The sequence below is a fragment of the Arthrobacter sp. 05T423 genome (genome assembly GCF_056396245.1).
The window spans coordinates 94,939-116,300 of the sequence record NZ_JBFTLC010000012.1; the positions used below are offsets into that span (position 1 = coordinate 94,939).

At 66.6% G+C, this 21,362-nt stretch carries 14 protein-coding genes; 8 read left to right on the forward strand and 6 right to left on the reverse strand.

The genetic code is table 11. From position 1 onward, the window contains the following. Positions 1-26 precede the first annotated feature (26 nt). On the reverse strand, positions 27-2,132 hold the full coding sequence (locus tag AC1DFE_RS11410; protein ID WP_476905989.1) for a DNA gyrase/topoisomerase IV subunit B: 2,106 nt from the start codon (positions 2,130-2,132) through the stop codon (positions 27-29). A 225-nt stretch (positions 2,133-2,357) separates the two neighbouring features. Here AC1DFE_RS11410 and AC1DFE_RS11415 point away from each other — a divergent pair, with 225 nt between their 5' ends. Next, the gene (locus AC1DFE_RS11415) at positions 2,358-2,579 is read left to right on the forward strand and encodes a DUF7455 domain-containing protein (protein ID WP_476905990.1); all 222 of its coding nucleotides are present in this window, start codon (positions 2,358-2,360) and stop codon (positions 2,577-2,579) included. 840 nt (positions 2,580-3,419) lie between these two features. Continuing rightward, complete coding sequence (locus AC1DFE_RS11420; RefSeq protein WP_476905991.1) at positions 3,420-4,406, forward strand: HNH endonuclease; 987 nt, start codon at positions 3,420-3,422, stop codon at positions 4,404-4,406. A gap of 412 nt (positions 4,407-4,818) precedes the next feature. Here AC1DFE_RS11420 and AC1DFE_RS11425 read toward each other — a convergent pair whose 3' ends face one another. The 4 genes from AC1DFE_RS11425 to AC1DFE_RS11440 form a co-directional block, all read right to left on the reverse strand. Continuing rightward, positions 4,819-6,093, reverse strand: coding sequence for an RNA polymerase sigma factor (locus AC1DFE_RS11425; protein ID WP_476905992.1), 1,275 nt, complete (start codon positions 6,091-6,093; stop codon positions 4,819-4,821). 346 nt (positions 6,094-6,439) lie between these two features. Then, positions 6,440-7,852, reverse strand: coding sequence for a DUF4192 family protein (locus tag AC1DFE_RS11430; RefSeq protein WP_476905993.1), 1,413 nt, complete (start codon positions 7,850-7,852; stop codon positions 6,440-6,442). Positions 7,853-8,009: 157 nt separating this feature from the next. Continuing rightward, complete coding sequence (locus AC1DFE_RS11435; protein WP_476905994.1) at positions 8,010-9,350, reverse strand: MFS transporter; 1,341 nt, start codon at positions 9,348-9,350, stop codon at positions 8,010-8,012. Positions 9,351-9,442: 92 nt separating this feature from the next. Next, positions 9,443-10,381 carry a proteasome assembly chaperone family protein gene (locus tag AC1DFE_RS11440; RefSeq protein ID WP_476905995.1) on the reverse strand — a complete coding sequence of 313 codons (939 nt, stop codon included), beginning with the start codon at positions 10,379-10,381 and terminating at the stop codon, positions 9,443-9,445. 262 nt (positions 10,382-10,643) lie between these two features. Between AC1DFE_RS11440 and AC1DFE_RS11445 the strand changes: the two genes are divergently transcribed. From AC1DFE_RS11445 to AC1DFE_RS11465, 5 genes are all read left to right on the forward strand, one after another. After that, a complete protein-coding gene (locus tag AC1DFE_RS11445) occupies positions 10,644-12,161 on the forward strand; it encodes a leucyl aminopeptidase (RefSeq protein WP_476905996.1) in 1,518 nt (505 codons plus the stop codon). A gap of 242 nt (positions 12,162-12,403) precedes the next feature. Beyond that, positions 12,404-13,786: a dihydrolipoyl dehydrogenase gene (gene lpdA, locus AC1DFE_RS11450; protein ID WP_476905997.1), complete on the forward strand. Its 1,383-nt coding sequence runs from the start codon at positions 12,404-12,406 to the stop codon at positions 13,784-13,786. Between the two features lie 115 nt (positions 13,787-13,901). Then, the gene (sucB, locus tag AC1DFE_RS11455) at positions 13,902-15,617 is read left to right on the forward strand and encodes a 2-oxoglutarate dehydrogenase, E2 component, dihydrolipoamide succinyltransferase (protein WP_476905998.1); all 1,716 of its coding nucleotides are present in this window, start codon (positions 13,902-13,904) and stop codon (positions 15,615-15,617) included. 137 nt (positions 15,618-15,754) lie between these two features. Further along, a complete protein-coding gene (locus AC1DFE_RS11460; RefSeq protein WP_476905999.1) occupies positions 15,755-16,126 on the forward strand; it encodes a hypothetical protein in 372 nt (123 codons plus the stop codon). A gap of 139 nt (positions 16,127-16,265) precedes the next feature. Then, positions 16,266-16,694 carry an OsmC family protein gene (locus AC1DFE_RS11465; protein WP_476906000.1) on the forward strand — a complete coding sequence of 143 codons (429 nt, stop codon included), beginning with the start codon at positions 16,266-16,268 and terminating at the stop codon, positions 16,692-16,694. A gap of 72 nt (positions 16,695-16,766) precedes the next feature. Here AC1DFE_RS11465 and AC1DFE_RS11470 read toward each other — a convergent pair whose 3' ends face one another. Continuing rightward, complete coding sequence (locus tag AC1DFE_RS11470) at positions 16,767-20,387, reverse strand: S41 family peptidase (protein WP_476906001.1); 3,621 nt, start codon at positions 20,385-20,387, stop codon at positions 16,767-16,769. 73 nt (positions 20,388-20,460) lie between these two features. Between AC1DFE_RS11470 and AC1DFE_RS11475 the strand changes: the two genes are divergently transcribed. Further along, a complete protein-coding gene (locus AC1DFE_RS11475) occupies positions 20,461-21,354 on the forward strand; it encodes a TIGR01777 family oxidoreductase (protein WP_476906013.1) in 894 nt (297 codons plus the stop codon). Positions 21,355-21,362: the final 8 nt, after the last annotated feature.

Below are 21,362 nucleotides of genomic sequence, written 5' to 3' on the forward strand. Positions count from 1 at the left end.
GTGCCGTTGCTTTACGCGCCGTTACTTTAGGCGTCGATGCGTTCGCGGTCCAGGCTGGACGCACCGGCAATGATGAAGTCCTTGCGCGGCGCGACGTCCGATCCCATCAGCAGGTCAAACGTGGCTTCCGCCTGCTGGGCGTTCTCGATGTTGACCTTGCGGAGCATGCGGTGCCGGGGATCCATGGTGGTCTCGGCCAGCTGTTCGGCGTCCATCTCTCCGAGGCCCTTGTAACGCTGGATGGGTTCCTTGTACTTCCTGCCCTCGGCTGCGAGCTTCGCCAGCAGGGCGTGCAGCTCGGCTTCGGAATAGGTGTAGATCATCTCGTTGGCCTTCTGCCCCGGATTGATGACTTCCACCCGGTGCAGCGGTGGGACGGCTGCGAACACGCGCCCTTCCTCCACCATGGGCCGCATGTAGCGGAAGAACAGGGTGAGCAGCAGCGTACGGATGTGGGCGCCGTCGACGTCGGCGTCGGTCATCAGGATGACCTTCCCGTAGCGGGCGGCTTCTATCGCGAAGCTGCGCCCGGAGCCGGCCCCGACCACTTGGATGAGGGCCGCGCACTCCGCGTTCGAGAGCATGTCGCCCACCGAGGCCTTCTGCACGTTGAGGATCTTGCCGCGGATCGGCAGCAGGGCCTGGAAGTCTGAGGAACGCGCAAGCTTCGCCGTGCCGAGCGCCGAGTCACCCTCCACGATGAACAGTTCGGAACGGGCGACGTCGTCCGTGCGGCAGTCTGCCAGCTTGGTGGGCATGGAGGATGATTCAAGGGCGGTCTTGCGGCGCTGCGTCTCCTTGTGCACGCGGGCGGAGATGCGCGACTTCATCTCACTGACGATCTTTTCCAGCAGCAGCGCGGACTGGGCCTTGTCGTTGCGGTTGGCGGAGTTAAGCTTGGCCGCTATCTCCTTCTCCACGACCCGGGCCACGATGGCCTTGACCGCCGAGGTGCCGAGGATTTCCTTCGTCTGGCCCTCAAACTGCGGCTCGGCGAGCCGGACGGTCAGGACCGCGGTGAGCCCGGCGAAGATGTCGTCCTTCTCGATTTTGTCGTTTCCGGCCTTCAGTTTCCGCGCGTTGGCTTCCACGGTCTTCCGGAACGTCTTGACGAGCGCCTGCTCGAAGCCGGCCTGGTGGGTGCCGCCCTTCGGCGTGGAAATGATGTTCACGAAGCTGCGGACGCTGGTGTCGTAGCCGATCCCCCAGCGCAGTGCGACGTCCACTTCGCAATCGCGTTCCACTTCAGCGATCTTGCTGTGGCCCTTCTCATCCAGGACGGGGACGGTTTCCTTGAACTTGCCGGCCCCGTGCAGGCGCCAGACGTCCGTGACACCGGAGTCGGCGGCGAGGAACTCGACGAACTCGGAGATACCGCCGTCGTGGTGGAATACTTCCTCGTGCGGCCCCATTTCCCCAGGCGTGCCCGCGAGCTTGCGCTCATCACGGAGGGTGATTTTCAGGCCGGGAACCAGGAAGGAGGTCTGCCGCGCGCGCGCCGTCAGTTCCTCGTAGGAAAAGCGGGCGTCCGCGGTGAAGATCTGGGTATCCGCCCAGTAACGGATGCGCGTGCCGGTCACGCCGCGCTTGGCTTTGCCGACCACGTCGAGGACAGAGTCCTCGACGAACGGGGCGAACGTGGCGGTGGGGCTGGGCCGGCCGTTGTCATTGAAGCGGCCGGGTTCGCCGCGGCGGAACGACATCTTGTACGTCTTGCCGCCCCGGTCAACCTCGGCGTCGAGACGGGCCGAGAGCGCGTTGACGACGGAGGCGCCGACGCCGTGCAGGCCGCCGGAGGCGGTGTAGGAACCGCCGCCGAACTTGCCGCCCGCGTGCAGTTTGGTGAAGACCACCTCGACGCCGGTGAGCCCCGTTTTGGGTTCGACGTCAACGGGAATGCCGCGGCCGTCGTCGTGGATCTCTACTGAGTTGTCCGCGTGCAGGATGATCCTGATGTCGTGGCCAAAGCCAGCCAGCGCCTCGTCGACGGAGTTGTCGATGATTTCCCAGAGGCAGTGCATGAGGCCGCGGGAGTCTGTGGATCCGATGTACATGCCGGGGCGTTTGCGCACGGCCTCCAGCCCCTCCAGCACCGAAAGGTGGCGGGCGGTGTAATCAGAACTCGGTGCCACAGGTTGTGAACTCCTTCATAAATGGGCCGGCTAAGGCGCTAAATGGCTTCCCCTAGCCTAGTCCTGCTAGGGCCTAACGCCTGACTGCCACTCCCGACACGGGCGAAGGCTCCGGGCGCTCGTTACGCAGACGTGATACGCGGACAGCGAAAGTGACCCATCCTTGCCATGGTTTGTCAGCGAATGCTGGTTATATAGATGTACAGATCTACTAAGGAGGCCGACATGACAACAGCAGTTGCCGACCGCACGCTTACCGCAGCTGACCGGTGTGACCGTTGCGGAGCGCAGGCATACGTCCGGGTTGTACTCGGGACCTCCGGAGGTGAGCTGCTCTTCTGCGCTCACCATTCACGCGCCGTTGAAGCGACCCTCAGGCCGCTCAGCTCCGACTGGCACGATGAGACGGACCGGCTCCACGAAAAGGTACCGGTTCCGGTCGACTAGACAACAAAGCTCAAAGCCAGGGCCCCTGCGGGGGTCCTGGCTTTTCTTTGTCCCCAAGCCGCTCCCCCGTGAATGCTCCCGGGGCCTTGGTGCGGACGCAGCGCTTGAATGTCAGGCCCCCTCATCAGACTGTATCCATGGTTGGAATTGGGAAATCGGAGCAGGTTTTGGCGGGGGCACCGCGGGCCGCCACAGCGCGCGGCCTGCACGCTGCCGCGTTCGCTGGCGCCGTTCCTGCCGCCGTTCTTGTTGCCCTTCCTCATGACGCTGGGAACTATGGCGCCGATTTTCCATTCGATGAGTTCGAGGACGGCGGGTTAGCGTCTGACGATGACCTCGATGCCGCGTTTCCGGCATCCTTTCCTGAGGACCCGTTTCCTGAGGCTCTGTTTGCCGACCGTCCTCGCGACGACAGCCTCCTTGACGACAGCCCGTTTACGACGACGCCTTTCACGACTGCGATTTTCACGACGGCGTTCCCTCCAGCGCCGCTGCTTCCGGGCACACTCCGGGCAGTTCCTGGGCCCAGGACCGTTGCAACGACCTCGGGTTGGTTCCTCCCGGCAGCTGACCCCACCGCTGACAATGCAGGGCTAATCGACCAGATACGCGCGTACGAGGACGTCAAGTGCTGGGCCGCCGGGCAACAGGCGCGGCTTGCTGTGACCTTCGAGGCCCGTCACCGCCAGGAACAGGCCCGCGCCACTGGCCGCAGAGGACCTGGGCAAGGACCGCGGGAAAGACAGGGGCACGGGCGCGGCCGAACAGATCGCCCTGGCCCGGGGCGAATCCCCCAACCGGGGCGGCCGGCTGCTCGGCACCGCCAAGGCCCTGATGGGGATGCCGCACACCCTGGGCGCGCTGGATACCGGGCAGCTGAATGAAGAGCGGGTCATGCACGTGGTCAAGGAGACTGCCTGTTTGAGTGTTGAGGACCGGACGGCCGTTGACGAGGAACTCGCCGCCGACACCGGAACCTTCAACGGCTCCGGGACCCGGGCCGTCATCGCCGCGGTCCGCGCCGCAGCGATCCGCAGGGACCCCCGCTCCGTCGCCCAACGCGCCAGCCATGCCGCGTCGGTGCGGAGGGTGAGCCTGCGCCCGGCCCCGGACTGCATGACCTACCTGACGGCGCTGCTGCCCGTCCACGAGGGCGTCGCCGTCCATACAGCGCTGACCCGGCGCGCCGACTCGCTCCGGGCCACCGGGGACCCGCGCTCACGCGACCAGATCAAGGCCGACACTCTGGTCGAGTGCACCACCGGCACCCCCGGCGGCATCACCGGCATAGAACTCAACCTCGTCATGACCGACCGCACCCTCCTCCAAGGCGACTCCGAACCTGCCCGGATCCCCGGCTACGGCATCATCCCCGCAGACTTCGCCCGGAACCTGATAACTCAGGAAAAAAGAGAGGGAGACCAGGAATTCAACACCTGGCTCATGCGGCTCTACACCGCACCCCGAAGCGGCGACTTGGTGGCCATGGACTCCCGAAGGCGTCTCTTCCCGCCAAAGCTGCGCCGCTTCATCCAGATCAGGGACGACACCTGCCGCACCCCCTACTGCGACGCCCCGATCCGCCACCACGACCACATCGTCCCGTGGCACGCCGGCGGCCCCACCACCCTGGCCAACGGCGCGGGACTGTGCGAAGCCTGCAACCACACCAAGGAACTCCCCGGCTGGAAAGCCCAACCCAGACCGGGACTAAGGCACACCATCGAAATCACCACACCCACCGGCCCCGCCTACCGCTCCACCGCCCCGCCACTCGCCGGATTCAGAGTGCCCGGCACCGGACCGAATGGAACCAACGTGCCCTGAACCGGGATGCGCGAAACGGGCCCATCCGAACAGCTTGGCCCGGCACCGTAACAGGCGCGGCCGCACGGGTACGGTCGCAGGGAGCGGGGCGCGGACGGCAAAGCGTCGGAGGCAAAAGTGCGGCAGCGTAGATACGCCCCGGACGGGACAGAGGACTGCCCCGCCTGAGCTAATGCCGCCATACGTCTACGCGTGCTCGACCAGACCCTTGACCTTCAGCAGCCCGGCCGGGACGCACGGCTCGATGGCGGTTTCCCCGGCATTGTTTGAGGGCGCTTGAATGGCCTGTCCGGCGTCGCACACCAACAGCGGGAAAGCGCGTACGACGAAGGCCAGGCCTTCCTCCGGTAAACCGGTGGAAGGCCTGGCCTGTGTTCGCGCTTGCTGGCCGGTGTTACTGGCCCAGTGTTTCCTAGTCCAGGTAATCCCGCAGCACCTGCGACCGGGACGGGTGGCGGAGCTTGGACATGGTCTTGGATTCGATCTGACGGATGCGCTCACGGGTAACGCCGTAGACCTTGCCGATTTCGTCTAAAGTCTTCGGCTGGCCATCCGTGAGGCCGAACCGCATGGCGACGACGCCGGCCTCTCGCTCGGACAGGGTGTCCAGCACGGAGTGCAGCTGTTCCTGCAGCAGGGTGAAGCTCACAGCATCTGCCGGCACCACGGCTTCGGAGTCCTCGATGAGGTCACCGAATTCGGAGTCGCCGTCCTCACCAAGCGGGGTGTGGAGCGAGATCGGTTCGCGGCCGTACTTCTGGACCTCGACGACCTTCTCAGGCGTCATGTCCAGCTCGAGCGCCAGCTCTTCGGGCGTGGGTTCGCGGCCCAGGTCCTGCAGCATCTGGCGCTGGACACGCGCCAGCTTGTTGATGACTTCGACCATGTGCACCGGGATGCGGATGGTGCGGGCCTGGTCCGCCATGGCACGGGTGATGGCCTGGCGGATCCACCAGGTGGCGTAGGTGGAGAACTTAAAGCCCTTGGTGTAGTCGAACTTCTCAACTGCACGGATGAGGCCCAGGTTGCCCTCCTGGATGAGGTCCAGGAACAGCATGCCGCGACCGGTGTAGCGCTTGGCCAGCGAAACCACGAGGCGCAGGTTGGCCTCGAGGAGGTGGTTCTTTGCGCGCTTGCCGTCATGGATGATGAACTCAAGCTCGCGCTTGTACTTCGGGTCCATGGAGCCGTCGTCGGCGGCGATCTTCTCTTCGGCGAACAGGCCGGCCTCGATGCGGAGAGCGAGGTCAACCTCCTGCTCGGCGTTAAGGAGGGCTACCTTGCCGATCTGCTTCAGGTAGTCCTTGACGGGGTCGGCGGTGGCGCCGGCGGACATGACCTGCTGAACAGGTGCGTCGTCGTCATCGGCATCAGAGTAAACGAATCCCGAGCCGGTAGGCGCTGCGGCTTCCTTGCCGGCCTCGTCGGGTTCATCGACCAGATCAGCGGTGTCGGGCTGCGCGTCGTCGAGGTCCTCCTCGACTTCTGCATCATCATCGGTGGTTGAGCGGCTTCCGGCAGCTTCGGCTGCAGCCTTGGCTCCGGGCTTGGGTCCGCGCTTCTTGGGCTCGGGCTTCCCGGCGACACGGGTGGTGGCTGCACGCTTGGCGCTGGATGCCGCCGGCTTCTCCTCGGCAGAGTCAACGGCCAAGGCGGCGGGTTCCTTCTTCGGGGAAGACGGGGTCACAGAAAACCTTTCTAGCGGCGGTCTGTGGAGTCACCTTCGGGCAACACCACTATGACCCTGTCAAGTCCGTGATTGATATCAGATGCAACCGACCGACAGAGCCACTAAGTAGAACTGCCGGGGCGGCCGCAATGTTCCCGTTTGGGGGTCCACTGCAAGCATTGATTCACGGACCCAACCGGGTCTCGGGCTCCATTGTCTCATGATTTCCACGCCAGAGGCCGATCGGGCCGTAATACACCCTGGGGCGGAGGCCGATCGGGCCGTAATACACCCTGGGGCGGAGGCCGATCGGGCCGTAATACACCCTGGGGCGGAGGCGTGTCGGCCTCGCCCGGCTCTGTATCTAGGCGGCGTCCGATCCGAATCTCTGCCAGGCGGCCTCGCGGCGCCCCGCCCATCCGCAGATTGTCCCGCGCCGGACCACCTCGGTCAGCAGCTCTGCCAGCCGGTATCCCGGACTGGCATCCAGGGCCCGGGTCAGGGACGCGTGCGCGAAGGAGCCCCTCCCGCGGCACCATTCGATCCAGCCAGTCGCCGTTAACGCCGCAGCCTGCGCCTCACCCCCGCCGCACGACGACAGCGTCAGCATCAGGCCCTCCAGTCGTTTCATGGTCTCCCAGTCCGGCACCGGTGGACTCAGGCCCAACAGGACTTCGCCATAACCCGGCAGGGCATCCGGGCAGCAGCTGGAGGCCGGTTCGCGGTCGGGACTGTGAGGGGCGTGCTCATGGTGAGGAGAGCTCGGAGACGGCAGTGGTTCCGGCAGCGGCGGGCAGGAGACGGGCATTCCGGTCCCGGCCGAGAAAATCCCGAAGGCTTCCGCCCCAGCTGCTGCCGCGGCGCGCCCGGCAGCAGCCATGACCAGCACCGCGTCACGCCAGGCCGGAACATGTAGGGACGCGCGCAGGAACCCGGCGAGTTCCGGTCCGAGGCCACCTGCCGGACCGGCCCCGTGTGAGCCAACTGGAAGCGGAACGGCTGCAGCTGAGCCCGCTGCGGGCGGACAGGTTACAGGTGCACCGGCTGCAGGTGAACCGGTTTCAGGCGGAACGGCTTCAAGCGAGGCCGCTTCGAGCGCAGCCGCCCAGGCGTCGAGGACAGCATCGAACTGGGCCCGGACGGTCCCCTTGCCGGTCAGTAGGGTGCTCCACTCACGCTCGGCTGCGGTGACAGCGGCGTCCTCCGCCGACGGCTTTTCAGCAATTCCGGGCGCCTGAACCCCGGGAGGCGCGCCCACGCTGCTGCCTAGGTACACCATCTCCGCGTTCAGCCGGCTGTCCCGGATCTCGGAAACGGGGCGCCCGGGCAGGGGGCAGCAACTGCTGTCAGTGCAGTACACGTTGCGCCAGTACTCTTCGCCGACATACCAGGCATCACGCACCGGCATGCCGGCCAGCCCGAGCGCGCATTCAAGGTCGGCGAGCAGCCGCCGCAGGGAGGCCTCCACGGCACCTTCCCTGCCGTCGCCGTTGAGCCCCCCGTCGCCACCAAACCAGCCACCGTCACTAAAGAAGACCAGCAGCGTGCCGTCGGCTTCCTTGTCCGCCAGCAGGTACTCCGCCACCGTGCGGGCGAATGCCTCCCGGCCGCGACGGCCACCGCCCTCCGGGAGGTCGACCCGGAGCGTCGCTCCGAGGCGCTTGCCCTGCATGGTCATGGCCACGAGGCTCTGCGACGGCCAATAGCCCAGGCTGTGTGGAATGTAACCAAGGATGTCTTCGGGACCGCTGATGGTGAGATGCTCCGGTGCTGTCATGGAAACAGCTTCCGACGGAGGTCACCGCCGGCGCGACAGGCAGTTCTTGCATGTGGACACTGAGCTATGTGGACTTTGGCGCTAAGTGGATAACGGCGCCTGTTGAGGAGCAGTGGCTCGGCCGGGCAACAGCCCCGCCACCTGTGGCACAGAGCCTCTAATCGCGGGAAGGAGTCTTACGGCGGGCAATCCGTGCCCTGCGCTGCTGGGCCATGGCCTGCAGCAGCGGCGGGACCAGCACACCCTGGGCCGCCATCTGCCGGCGGACCTTGCGGCGGACCACCAGCATGGCGACAGAGCCAACGCCGAGGAGCAGGAAGTGTACGCAGAGTGCAATGCGGAAGGGCTCCAGGCCATACAGCTCCCCGTGGGAAAAGCCTGTGGAATGGAGGATGTCCAGAACGGCGCCGATCAGATAGATGGCGATGAGCGCTGCAAAGAAGCCGCCAACATTAACGATGCCCGTGGCGGTACCGATGCGGTGCGCCGGGTTGAATGTGCGGGCGAAGTCGAAGCCGATCATGGACCCCGGCCCGCCGATGGCCAGCACCACGATCAGGATGGCAAGCAGCCACAGCGGTGAGCGGCCTGGATACATCAGCACCGCCGCCCACGCCGCCGCGGTGGCAGCGACCAGGAGCAGGACCATGGTGGAGCGGCGCAAGGGGTGCCGCGCCACAAAACGCCCGATCAGCGGCCCCGCCCCGATGGCACCGGCCACGTAGAGGGACATGAGCGAGGCGACGGTGCCGGCGTTGAGCCCCTGCGCGGAAATCAGGAATGGGTAGCCCCAGGTCATCGCGAACACCGTGCCGCTGAACTGGATGGTGAAGTGACTCCACATGCCCAGCCGCGTGCCCGGCTGCTTCCACGCACGCGACAGCGAGACGCCCGTGGCGCGCAGCCCCTTGGCTGCCTCCTGCCGGGGCGTACCCGGCGGCACATCCCTCAGCATCACCACCACCAGCACGACGGCGATTCCGGAGAATCCTGCCAGCGCCAGGAACGCCGGGGTCCAGCCAGCGCTGTGCAGAATGAAGGCGAACGGCACCACGCTCAGCAGCTGGCCGAGCTGTCCGGACATGCCGGTCAGCTGGGTCAGCAGCGGAACCCGGGCAGGCGCGAACCACAGCGGGATCAGCCGAATGACGGAGATGAACGTCATGGCGTCGCCGGCACCGACGAGCACGCGGCCCAGCACACCGGCCGGGACGCTGTCCGCGAAGGCCAGCTGCAGCTGGCCCAGCCCCATGAGCAGTGCACCCCCGGCGATCATCGCCCGGGAACCGAACCGGTCCACCAGCACGCCCACGGGGATCTGAAGTCCGGCGTACACCAGCAGCTGCAGCACAGTAAAGAAGGAGATGGCCGAGGCGCTGGCGTGGAACCTCTCGGTGGCCTCCAGGCCCACCACCCCGAACGATGTACGTTGCGTCACGGCCACGAGGTACGAAAAGATGCCAATGGACCAAATGAGCCAGGCGCGGGGTGCAGTCACCCTTTTATTATCCTCAGCGGGGGCAAAAATACTATTTTATTTGCCCTGTTTGGCCTTTCAGTGACGAGCCTTATGCCGCCCAGTGACGGGGCTTACGGGGCGGGGTTCTCCCGCGCCAAGTAAGCCTCCACAGCGGCGCCCAGGGCATCGGCGTCGGGCAGTTCATGGTTCTCATTGGCGAGCAGGGACCGGCGCACCGTGCCCTCGGCCTTTTCGTCATACCGCGCCTCGAGCCGGGCCACCACCTGCTGGACTTCCTCCGAGGCCTCGATCTGCTCGGCAATCTGCCTGCCAACTTCACGGCCGGACTCGCGGAGCCGGTCCGTCGGCAGCATCAGCGAGGTGGCAGCGCCCAGGTACTCCAGCCCGGCCACCGCCGCCGTGGGATATTCCGCCTCAGCGAGGTAGTGCGGCACGTGGATCACGTACCCGGCAACGTTGCGGCCCGCGTCGGTCAGGCGCAGCTCCAGGACATGGCCGACGGCGGCAGGAACTTCCACGGTCGGCTTCCACGAGGAGATGCCTTCGATGAGTTCCGGCCGGTTTCCGTGCACGGTCACCCCCACCGGGCGGGTGTGGGGCACGGGCATCGGAATCGAGTGGATCCAGGCCACCAGGTTGACGTCCAGCGCCTCGACGATCTGCACCACCGCACGGGCGAAGCGTTCCCACTGCAGGTCCGGTTCGAAGCCGGCAAGGAACAGGAAGGGCCGGCCCAAGCCGTCGACCAGCCTATAGAGGGCCAGGCTTGGCGGCTGGTAGTCCTGCAGATGGTCCTCGACGAAGGTCACATGCGGGCGCCGTGACCGGTAGTCAATGAGCTGGTCGGCGTCGAACACGGCCACCTGCTCGGAGTCGAGCGTGTCGAGGAGCTCCGCGGTGATCTGCCGGACCACGTGGCCGGCGTCGGCGAATCCGGTAAATCCCATCACCAGGTTCAGTCCGCGGAGCTCTGGGTTATGGAACAGCCCAATGTTTTTGGCATAGAGCGCATCGGGGTCCAGCAGCGAGCCGGAAATCCGTTCAAACACGGCGAGTTCCTTTCGTGGTCGGGGTTAATCTTCATAACGCCCGGGCAGTCGGCGTCATTCCTCGGGGCGATGTGGCGCGGCTCTCAACCTGCCCGGTTGCCAGGCGCTTCCCCGCAGTTGCGGAACGAGAGACTACGATCGGAATTGGCTTCCTTGGAAGCCGGCGCCGCTGCCCTGACACGGACGGCGGCCGGCCCCGCGAGTGGGCGCCTTGCCTGCGCTCCCTGCCCAAACAATCACAGAGAATTGAGGACCGATCCTCGTGGTCAAGAATACTGAAATCAACCTTAGTGCCATTGCCAGGGACCTGAAGAAGGCGGCAAGTGACGCAGTGGTCATCGGCGTCGGGCAGGGCACGGACGGCCCCTTCCTGCTGGACAACCCCCTGACCGCGAAATCCGTTGAGGCCCTGAGCGACTCCTTGAAGGTCCTCGGCATCACCGGTGCACCGGACCAGGCGGTCCGCCTTCCCGGGCTTCCGGAAACGGGCTCGGGAATCCTGGTGCTGGCCGGCATGGGCAAGGTGAACACCGGCGGAAGGGTCTCGGGCGAGGCGCTGCGCCGCGCCGCCGGTTCCGCTGTCCGCCAGCTCGCCGGGCTGTCGTCGGTCACGCTGGCATTCCCGACGGCGGATGTCGCCGACGTCGCTGCCATCGCCGAGGGCGCAGCCCTGGGAGCGTACTCCTTCACTGAATTCCGTTCGTCCAAGGACGGCCTCAAGGATCCAGTGGCCGATGTCGCTATCTTCACTGAACTGGCCGCCGACAAGGACCTGAATGCTGCACTCGAGCGTGCCCGCCTGCTGGGAAAGGCCGTGAACGCCACCCGCTCGCTGGTGAACCAGCCCCCGAGCCACCTCTACCCCGAATCGTTTGCCGACGCCGCCAAGGAACTGGCCAAGGGACTGCCCGTCAAGGTTACGGTGTGGGACGAAAAGCGCCTTGAAAAGGAAGGCTTCGGCGGCATCATGGGTGTCGGCAAGGGCTCGGCCCGGCAGCCGCGCCTCGTCAAGGTGGAGTACTCCCCCGCCAAGGCCACCCGGAAAATCGCCCTGGTGGGCAAGGGCATCACCTTCGACACCGGCGGCATCTCTATTAAGCCCGCCCTCGGCATGGGCGACATGAAGAGCGACATGGCGGGCGCCGCCGTCGTGCTTAATACGGTCCTGGCCATCGCGGGCCTGGGGCTGCCCGTCAAGGCGACCGCCTGGCTGTGCATCGCCGAGAACATGCCCTCGGGGGCTGCGTCACGTCCAGCCGACGTGCTGACCATGTTCGGCGGCAAGACGGTGGAAGTCCTTAACACCGACGCCGAAGGCCGGCTGGTCATGGCCGACGGCATCGTCGCGGCAAGCCAGGAATACCCGGACGCCATCATCGACGTTGCCACCCTGACCGGCGCGCAGCTGATCGCGCTCGGTAACCGGACCGCCGGCATTATGGGCGCCGACAGCGTTACCGGTCCGCTGAAAGCTGCCGCTGACCGGGCCGGCGAACTCGTCTGGCCCATGCCCCTGCCCGAAGAGCTGCGGCCCAGCCTCGATTCCCAGGTGGCGGACCTCGCCAACATCGGTGAGCGCCACGGCGGCATGATGACGGCGGCCGTGTTCCTGCGCGAGTTCGTGGGCAAGGACAAGGGCGGCCAGACCATCCCGTGGGCACACATCGACATCGCCGGGCCGTCCTTCAACAACGGGGCGCCCTACGGCTACACGCCAAAGCAGGGCACCGGCTGCACGGTGCGCACGCTGGTGGCCTACGTCGAGGATCTCCTGGCCTGAGCCGGCGCGCCGCGCGGCTGTGCGGCCAGCGTGATCCGCTCGCCACACAGCCGCGTGACACTGGACACAAGCGCTCCACAAAAGGACCGGCAAGGTGGAGCATGGATAAGTGGTTCGCTAAGGTGAACCACGGTAGTCACAAATGAAAGGGAAAAGGCCTGCTGGCATAATCACGGCAGAGCAATTTCCAAGACCAGATGATGCGTACTCTCGTGTCATCGTTCACGCGAGGGAGCGTCTAAGTGGCCGATCAGGCAACTGCGCAAGAATTCGACATCCTGGTACTCGGTGGTGGCAGCGGCGGGTACGCCACGGCTCTCCGGGCCGTTCAGCTTGGCTTCACCGTTGGCCTCGTGGAGAAGGGCAAGCTCGGCGGTACCTGCCTCCACAACGGCTGCATCCCCACCAAGGCGCTGCTGCACTCGGCCGAACTGGCAGACCACGCCCGCGACTCCGCCAAGTACGGCGTGAACGTCACCCTCGACAGCATCGACATCACCGCTGTCAACGCCTACAAAGACGGCATCGTCGCCGGCAAGTTCAAGGGCCTGCAGGGCCTGATCAAGTCCAAGGGCATCACCGTCATCGAAGGTGAAGGCAAGCTGCAGGGCACCGACACCGTCGTCGTGAACGGCACGGCCTACAAGGGCAAGAACATCGTTCTCGCCACGGGTTCCTACTCCCGTACACTGCCGGGCCTGGAAATCGGCGGCAAGGTCATCACGTCCGACGAAGCACTCACCATGGACTACATCCCCAAGAGTGCAATCATCCTGGGCGGCGGCGTGATCGGCGTCGAGTTCGCTTCGGTCTGGAAGTCCTTCGGCGTCGACGTCACCATCGTTGAGGGCCTGCCGTCGCTGGTCCCGAACGAAGACGCAGCGATCGTCAAGAACTTTGAGCGTGCCTTCAAGAAGCGCGGCATCAAGTTCTCCACCGGCGTGTTCTTCCAGGGCGTCGAACAGAACAACGACGGCGTCAAGGTCACCCTGGTTGACGGCAAGACCTTCGAAGCCGAACTGCTCCTCGTGGCTGTCGGCCGCGGACCGGTGACCGCCAACCTTGGGTACGAAGAGGCTGGCATCACCATCGACCGCGGCTTCGTCATCACCAACGAACGCCTGCACACCGGCGTGGGCAACGTCTACGCCGTCGGCGACATTGTCCCCGGCGTCCAGCTCGCGCACCGCGGCTACCAGCAGGGCATCTTCGTGGCCGAGGAAATTGCCGGCCTGAAGCCTGTCATCGTGGAGGATGTCAACATCCCCAAGGTCACCTACTCCGAGCCGGAAATCGCGACGGTCGGTTACACCGAAAAGGGCGCCAAGGAGAAATTCGGCGACGACCAGGTGGAGATCCAGGAGTACAACCTGGCCGGCAACGGCAAGAGCTCCATCCTCGGCACCGGCGGCATCGTGAAGCTGGTCCGCCAGAAGGACGGCCCGGTGGTGGGCGTCCACATGATCGGCTCCCGCATGGGCGAACAGATCGGCGAAGCCCAGCTGATCGTGAACTGGGAAGCCTACCCGGAGGATGTGGCCCAGCTGCTGCACGCCCACCCCACCCAGAACGAGGCCCTGGGCGAGGCCAACCTTGCCCTCGCCGGCAAAGCCCTCCACGGCTAATTCGTTCCGCAAAACAACAGGGCCTGGTGCGCCCGGCTCGAACTGCAGGGTGCACCAGGCTCGAACAATGCAGCAATCATCCGCACTTTAGATTAATAAGGAGAACGGGGACGACATGTCTGAATCCGTTAACTTGCCCGCCCTCGGTGAGAGCGTCACCGAAGGAACTGTCACCCGCTGGCTCAAGCAGGTGGGTGACCGGGTAGAGGTGGACGAACCGCTGCTCGAGGTTTCCACCGACAAAGTAGACACTGAAATCCCCTCTCCTATCGCCGGCGTCATCGAGGAAATCCTCGTCGCCGAAGATGAGACCGCTGAAGTTGGCGCCCCGCTGGTGCGCATCGGTGACGGCTCGGGCGGCGGCTCGGCCGCCGAAGCACCCGCGGCTGCCCCGGCTGAAGAAGCACCGGCTGCAGCACCTGCCGAAGAGGCACCCGCCGCAGAGGCCCCGGCAGCCCAGGCTGAAGCGGCCCCCGCCGCCCAGGCAGCACCCGCGTCCGGCGAAGGCCACGAGGTCACCCTCCCGGCCCTTGGCGAGAGCGTCACGGAAGGCACCGTCACCCGCTGGCTCAAGGCTGTTGGCGACTCCGTGGAAGTTGACGAGCCGCTGCTTGAGGTTTCCACGGACAAGGTGGACACCGAGATCCCGTCCCCCGTGGCCGGCACGCTGCAGGAAATCCGCGTCAGCGAGGACGAGACCGCCGAGGTTGGCTCCGTCCTCGCCGTCATCGGCTCCGGCGCCGCTGCACCTGCTGCTGCTCCCGAGAAGCCCGCCGAGGCTCCGGCCGCCCCCGCTGCGGAACAGCCCGCACCGGCAGCAGCCCCCGCAAAGGAAGAGGCCCCCGCTCCCCAGGCTGCTCCCGCACCGCAGGCCGCACCCGCAGCCCAGGCCGCACCGGCCGCAGGCGCCGAGTCCGGCTACGTCACTCCCCTGGTCCGCAAGCTCGCCAACCAGCACGGCGTGGACATCGCTTCCGTCTCCGGCACGGGCGTCGGCGGCCGCATCCGCAAGCAGGATGTCCTGGCCGCTGCCGAGTCCAAGGCCGCTCCGGCAGCCGCAGCACAGGCAGCCCCCGCTTCCGCTGCTCCGGCAGCCGCAGCATCATCGCTGCGCGGCACCGTGCAGAAGGCTCCGCGGATCCGCCAGGTCATCGCCCGCCGCATGCGTGAGTCGCTGGATGTTTCCACCCAGCTGACCCAGGTGCACGAAGTGGACATGACCAAGGTGGCCAAGCTGCGCCTCAAGGCCAAGAACTCGTTCCAGGCCCAGAACGGCGTCAAGCTCACCTTCCTGCCCTTCATCGCCAAGGCTGTGGCCGAGGCCCTCAAGCAGCACGCCAAGCTCAACGCCGCGTACGACGAGGACAAGCAGGAAATCACGTACCACAACGCCGAGCACCTGGCGATCGCCGTCGACACTGACAAGGGCCTGCTGGTTCCCGTCATCTCCGACGCCGGCAGCCTGAACCTCGCCGGCCTCGCCGGCAAGATCGCCGACGTCGCAGACCGCACCCGCAACGGCAAGATCGGCCCGGACGAGCTGTCCGGCGGCACGTTCAGCATCACCAACATCGGCTCCGTCGGTGCGCTGTTCGACACCCCGATCATCAACCAGCCGCAGGTCGGCATCCTGGGTACCGGTGCGATCGTCAAGCGCCCCGTGGTGGTCCAGGACGAGAACGGTGACGACTCGATCGCCATCCGCTCCATGATGTACCTGTCCCTCACGTACGACCACCGCCTGGTGGACGGTGCGGACGCCGGACGCTTCCTGCAGACGCTGAAGACCCGCCTCGAAGAAGGCGCGTTCGAAGCAGACCTGGGACTCTGATCCGGTAGTAATTACGACGACGGGGCAGGCCTCGGTGGGAAACCGCCGGGGCCTGCCCCGTATATTTTGTTCGCCTTCGCGGCTTTTGCCCCGTGGCTTTGCTACGGCTTGTAGAAGATTCTGGCTAAGCTGTAGCCATGAGTATTCTCTTCAGCATCTTGTTGTTCCTGCACATCGTCGGCGCTGCCATGATTGTGGGTTACTGGATCGCCACAATGAAGCAGCCCACGGTCCACCCCCGCCAGCGCGACGGAGCCTTCCTGCAGCTGCTCACGGGCATCGCCATGATGGGTGTGCTACCGATTCTGCACAGCCAGGATCCGACCAATTTTGGCGACCCGAACTACGCCAAGCTGGGCATCAAGTTCGTCATCGCCGTCGTTGTTGCCGTCCTGGCCGTAATCGGGGCGCGCAAAGTTAAGAACGGGCAGCCCGTTTCAACCGGCCTCGCCCACGGCGTTGGCGGGCTGGCTCTGATCAACATCGCCATCGCCACTCTGTGGAACTGATTCGGGCATCGGGCAGTACGGTCATAATCCTCTGACAGCGGACAACCCGTGCACCGGAGGCAACCAATCCATAGGATTGGTAGCGGCGGGGCTCCGGCAGGTGCCGGACCCCCGGATCGAATCAACGTTGAGGAGTGACATGGCTACAACACGCACCGCGCACACTGTATGGAACGGCAGCCTGACGGACGGCTCAGGCAACACCACGCTGGACAGCTCGGGCCTCGGCACGTTCGACGTCACTTGGAAGGCCCGCACCGAAGCGGCAGGCGGCAAGACCAGCCCCGAAGAACTCATCGCCGCGGCACACTCCGCATGCTTCTCCATGGCGTTCAGCCACGAGCTGAGCCAGGCGGGTTTCACGCCGGACGAGGTCAACACCAAGGCAGAGGTTGGATTCCAGCCCGGTACCGGCATCACCGGCAGCCACCTGACCCTGAACGCGCGCATCCCCGGCATCTCCGAGGAGGATTTCCAGCGCATCGCGGAATCCGCCAAGAAGGGCTGCCCGGTATCCCAGGCCCTGACCGGCATCGAGATCACCCTGGACGCCACGCTGGCTTCCTGATCTTAAAACCGAAGGCCCTGTTCCCCTTGGTAAATCCAGTCGGGAACAGGGCCTTCGCGCGTTTCCGGAGTGCTACGCGCCGGCGCGGCGGGCCGGCAGCGGCTCCGGGCGCAGCCGGCGGTAACCCTCGCGGGCCGGCGGCCGGTCCGTGGGAAGCTCCTGCACCATCTCCTTCAGCGCCGTGATGCCGGATTCCAACTGCGGGTCCCGGCGGGCAGCATAGGCGTGCGGCGGGAACGTCACCTCAATGTCCGGAGCCACACCGTGGTTTTCGACGCTCCAGCCCACGCCTCCACCGAACCACGTGGCGTAGCGGGGCTGCGTGACACCTGTTCCGTCGGCCAGCGTGAAGCGGTTGTCGATCCCGACGACGCCGCCCCAGGTGCGGGTGCCGATCACCGGTCCGATGCCGCGAAGCTTGGACACCTGGGTGATGATGTCACCGTCGGACCCGGCAAACTCATCGGCCAGGATAATGACGGGACCGCGCGGCGCGTGGTGCGGATAGGTCCGCGGCTTTTCGCCGCGGGGCATGCTCCAGCCCGTCACCTTCCGCCCAATCAGTTCGGCCACAAGCTGGGAGGTGTGCCCGCCGCGGTTGCGGCGCACATCCACGATCAGGCCGTCAAGCGCCGTCTCGGTGTCCAGGTCACGGTGGAGCTGCGCCCAGCCATTGGCGAGCATGTCGGGGATGTGCAGGTAGCCGAACTTGCCGTCCGACGCCTCGCGCACAGTCCGGCGGTTGGCGTTCACCCAATCCTGGTAGCGGAGCCGTTCCTCATCCTTGATCGGGACGACGGCAATGCGGCGCTGGGCTCCCGCTGCCGGGCCGTGGCCGGCACCGTTGCGGATGGTCAGCTCCACCGCGCGCCCGGCCGCGCCCACCAGCTGCATGGCCGGGGTCAGTGACTCCGTGAGGCGCACGCCGTCGATCGCCAGGAGGACGTCCCCGGCCTTGGCGTCGGCGCCCGGCCGCGTCAGCGGCGACGCGGCCAGCGGGTCCGACGATTCGCCGGCCAGGATGCGCTCGATCTCCCAGCCCTCGCCGGTGAACGCGAGGTCCGCGCCCAGCCGGCCCTGGCCGTTGCTGCCGTTTTCGGTGGCCGCCGCAGGACGCACGTAGGCATGCGACGTGCCAAGCTCGCCGTGCAGCTCCCACAGCAGGTCCACCAGGTCGTCATGTGACCCGAGCCGGTCCACGAGGGGACGGTAGCGGGTGTGGATGGAATCCCAGTCCTGGCCGGCCATGTCCTCCGTCCAGAAGAAGTCGCGCTGCAGCCGCCACGCCTCGTCGAACGCCTGGCCCCAGACGCTCAGCGGGTCCATCAGGACCCGGACGCGAGTGAGGTCCACCTTGACCAGCTGGCCGGACTCCTCATCGGCCTTGGCATCGGAGGGCACCACCCGGATCTGCTTGTCGTGGACCAGAACCACCTTCCCGCCGTCGCCGGACAGGCGGTAGCTATTCAGGGCATCCACGAGGGTGGTGCTCTTGCGCCTGGCCAGGTCGAAGCGGACCAGGCTCGGGGCGGCGTTCTTGTCCTCCAGACTGGCCCTGCCCTCTCCGGTGACACCGGCAAGGGCACTGTCGAGCCAGAGCAGTGCACCGTCGGCGGCGGTCAGCGCCGAGTAGTTGCCCTGCGGCACCGGGACGCTGATGACCCGGTGGGTCAGACCTTCGGCGTCCACCCTGACGGCGGCCGGTGACGTTTTGCCTTCGGCGGCTGCATCGGACTTGACTGCTGTGCTTCCCGGCTCGCCGGCATCGTCTGCCAGGGCCACGCTGGGACCGAACGGCGAGGCCGTGTCCGCGGCCAGTGCCACGAGGTACGGCTTGATGGGGCTGGGGAAGGACAGGTCGAAGGAGTGGCCGTCGTAGACCGGATCGAAACTCCGGTTGGACAGGAAGGCCAGGAACTTTCCGTCCGGGGAGAACGACGGCGATTCGTCCCGGAAGCGCCCGTCCGTCACCTCCACGATGTTGCCCGCCCCGTCGCTGGGCTCCCCGGCCCTGGCGGCCTGGGTGCTGGTTTCCCCCGTGCCAGGTTCCCGGGCGTTCGTTTCCAGTGCGTTGGCCCGGACCAGCCGCAGGCGGCTGCGCGACCCGAAGGACGTCACGGGTTCAGACCAGGCGAGCCACGCGGAGTCAGGCGACCAGGCAAGGTCCTCAATGCTGCCCTCACCGATGCTGGTCACCGCCGTCAGCCCGCCGTCGTGGGCGTCAGCGATGTAGAGGTCGCCAAAGGCGGTTCCGATGGCGATCCAGCGGCCGTCGGGACTGGCCTCGATGGCGCTGGCGCGTGAGGGCCTGGGGAATGGGATCCGGAGCGGACCTGCTTCGGCGGCCGCAGTGCCGGTTGCCTGGCCGGCCGCCGTTTCGGTGGCTGCCTCCGCGGGAGCGAGGTTGGCCGCGGCGTCGTCTGCCACCGGGTGCGTGGCGCGGGGCCCCGCTACGCCGGCGGCGGAAACGGGACTGGGCAGGGGCACAACCGGAGACGCGGCTTCCTGTTGGCCGCCGGCGGGTGCTATGTCCGGGGCGGCCTTGGTGTTGGCTGCTGCCGAGGCCTTTGCGGCTGCCTGGGCAGCGGCATCGTGTGCCGGGACCTGCGGGGCGATTTCCCTGATGAACAGGGCCTCGTCGCCGTCGTGGTCTGCCACGTAGGCGATGCGGCCGTCCGGAAGGGGCCGCGGCAGGCGGGCGCGGACGCCGGCCGTTGCCTCGACGACGCGGGACGGTCCGTCCTTGTGCTGCAGCCAGTGGATTGTTCCATGGGCCTCCACCGCACTGGCTGCCCCTGCGGTGTCCGGCCGGACGTCACCGAGGTGCTTGGAGACTTTGAGAAGCGAGGGACGGCGGCCCTGGGACGCCGAACCGAGCGTTATCTCCAGCCGGACAGCATCGGAGCCAAGGTCATGCAGGATCCACAGCTCACCCGCCGACTCGAAGATCACGCGCTTGCCGTCCGTGGACGCGTGGCGGACGTAGAAGTCCTCGTGGTCGGTGTGGCGCCGCAGGTCCCCGCCGCCCGGCAGGACCGAATACAGGTTGCCGTAGCCCTCGTGGTCCGAGAGGAAGGCGATGCGCCCGTCCACCCACATGGGGTCGGCGAGGTTACCGTCAACGTTGGGGAGGAGGCGCTCGAACTCGCCATTTCCGTCCGCATCGATCCAGAGCTTGCCGGCGGTGCCGCCACGGTAGCGCTTCCACCAGGCCGGTTCGCGGGAGAGCACGCTGCTTACCACCACCGGCTTTTCGTCACCGATTTCGGGGCCGAAGGCCACCGACTCGACCGGTCCCAGCGGCAGCTCCTCGGCCCAGCCCCCGTCGGTCGACAGCCGGTACGCGTGCGTGTGGCGGCTCTCGGCCTGGCGGAACGCGCTGGTGACCACGATGTCCCCTGAAGGGGTGAAGCCCTTGACCCGCGTGGTGCTGTGGCCGAAGAAGGTCAGCTGCCGGTATCCCCCGCCGTCGACGTCGGCGATGACCACCTCGGGGGCCGTCCCCTGCACTACTGTCCAGACCAGCCGCTTGCCGTCGGGCGTAAAGCGCGGGTTGCGGGCTGGCAGCTGGAGCGAGGATACACGCCAGGCGCGGCCGCCGCCCAGAGGGGCAATCCAGACGTCGTCCTCGGCCACAAACGTGACCAGATCGCCGTGAACATGAGGAAACCGGAGGTAACTCGAAGAGGTCATCGTTCGATCATAGTCAACGCGACATGAGCCATCGGGGAGGTGCCCTGCCGTGCCGGGCATGGTGAGATGGATCATGCGCATCGTCATGGCCGGGGCCTCCGGGCTTATCGGAACCGCCCTTTCCTCCCGCCTCTCCTCCGACGGGCACGACGTCGTCCGGCTGGTCAGGCGGCCGCCGTCGTCGCCGTCCGAGATCCCGTGGGATCCCTCAACCGGAACCCTGGCTCCGGCCTCCCTTGAGGGCGCCGACGCCGTCATCAACCTCTCCGGCGCGAACATCGGTGCCAGACCATGGACGCACCACCGCATCGACGAGCTGTTCCGCTCCCGCCTCGACCCCACCCGGACGCTCGCCTCGGCGATGCGCCACCTCGACTCCCCGCCCCGGACCTTCATCAGCCAGTCCGGCGTGAACTACTACGGCGACGCCGGGCAGACCAAGCTGACGGAAGGCTCCCCCGCCGGGAAGGGCATTATGGCGCGCATCTGCGTCGAGTGGGAAGCAGCTGCGCACGAGGCCCCTGCCGGAGTCCGTGTTGTCACCCCGCGGACAGCCGTAGTCCTGAGCCGGTCAGGCGGGGCCATGGGCCGCCTGCTGCCGCTGCTGCGGGCGGGCATTGGCGGTCCGCTGGGCAACGGCCGGCAGTACTGGCCCTGGATCACGCTCCCCGACCTCACGTCCGCGTTCGGATTCCTCCTCACCGCCGCGAACTCAGGTCCCGTAAACGTTGCGGCACCGGAAGTAGCCGACGTCAACACCTTGGTGGCCGGGCTGGCGAAGGCGCTTCACCGCCCTGCCCTGCTGCGCGTCCCGGCACCGGCGCTGCGGCTCATCATGGGCAAGCTGGCCGACGAACTTCTGCTCGGGAGCCAGCGGATCGAACCGACGCTGCTCAGGGACAGCGGTTTCACCTGGCAGCACCCCTCCGTGGCGCTTGCCGCGGGGTGGGTCGCCGGGGACAGGTGATGGCTGTT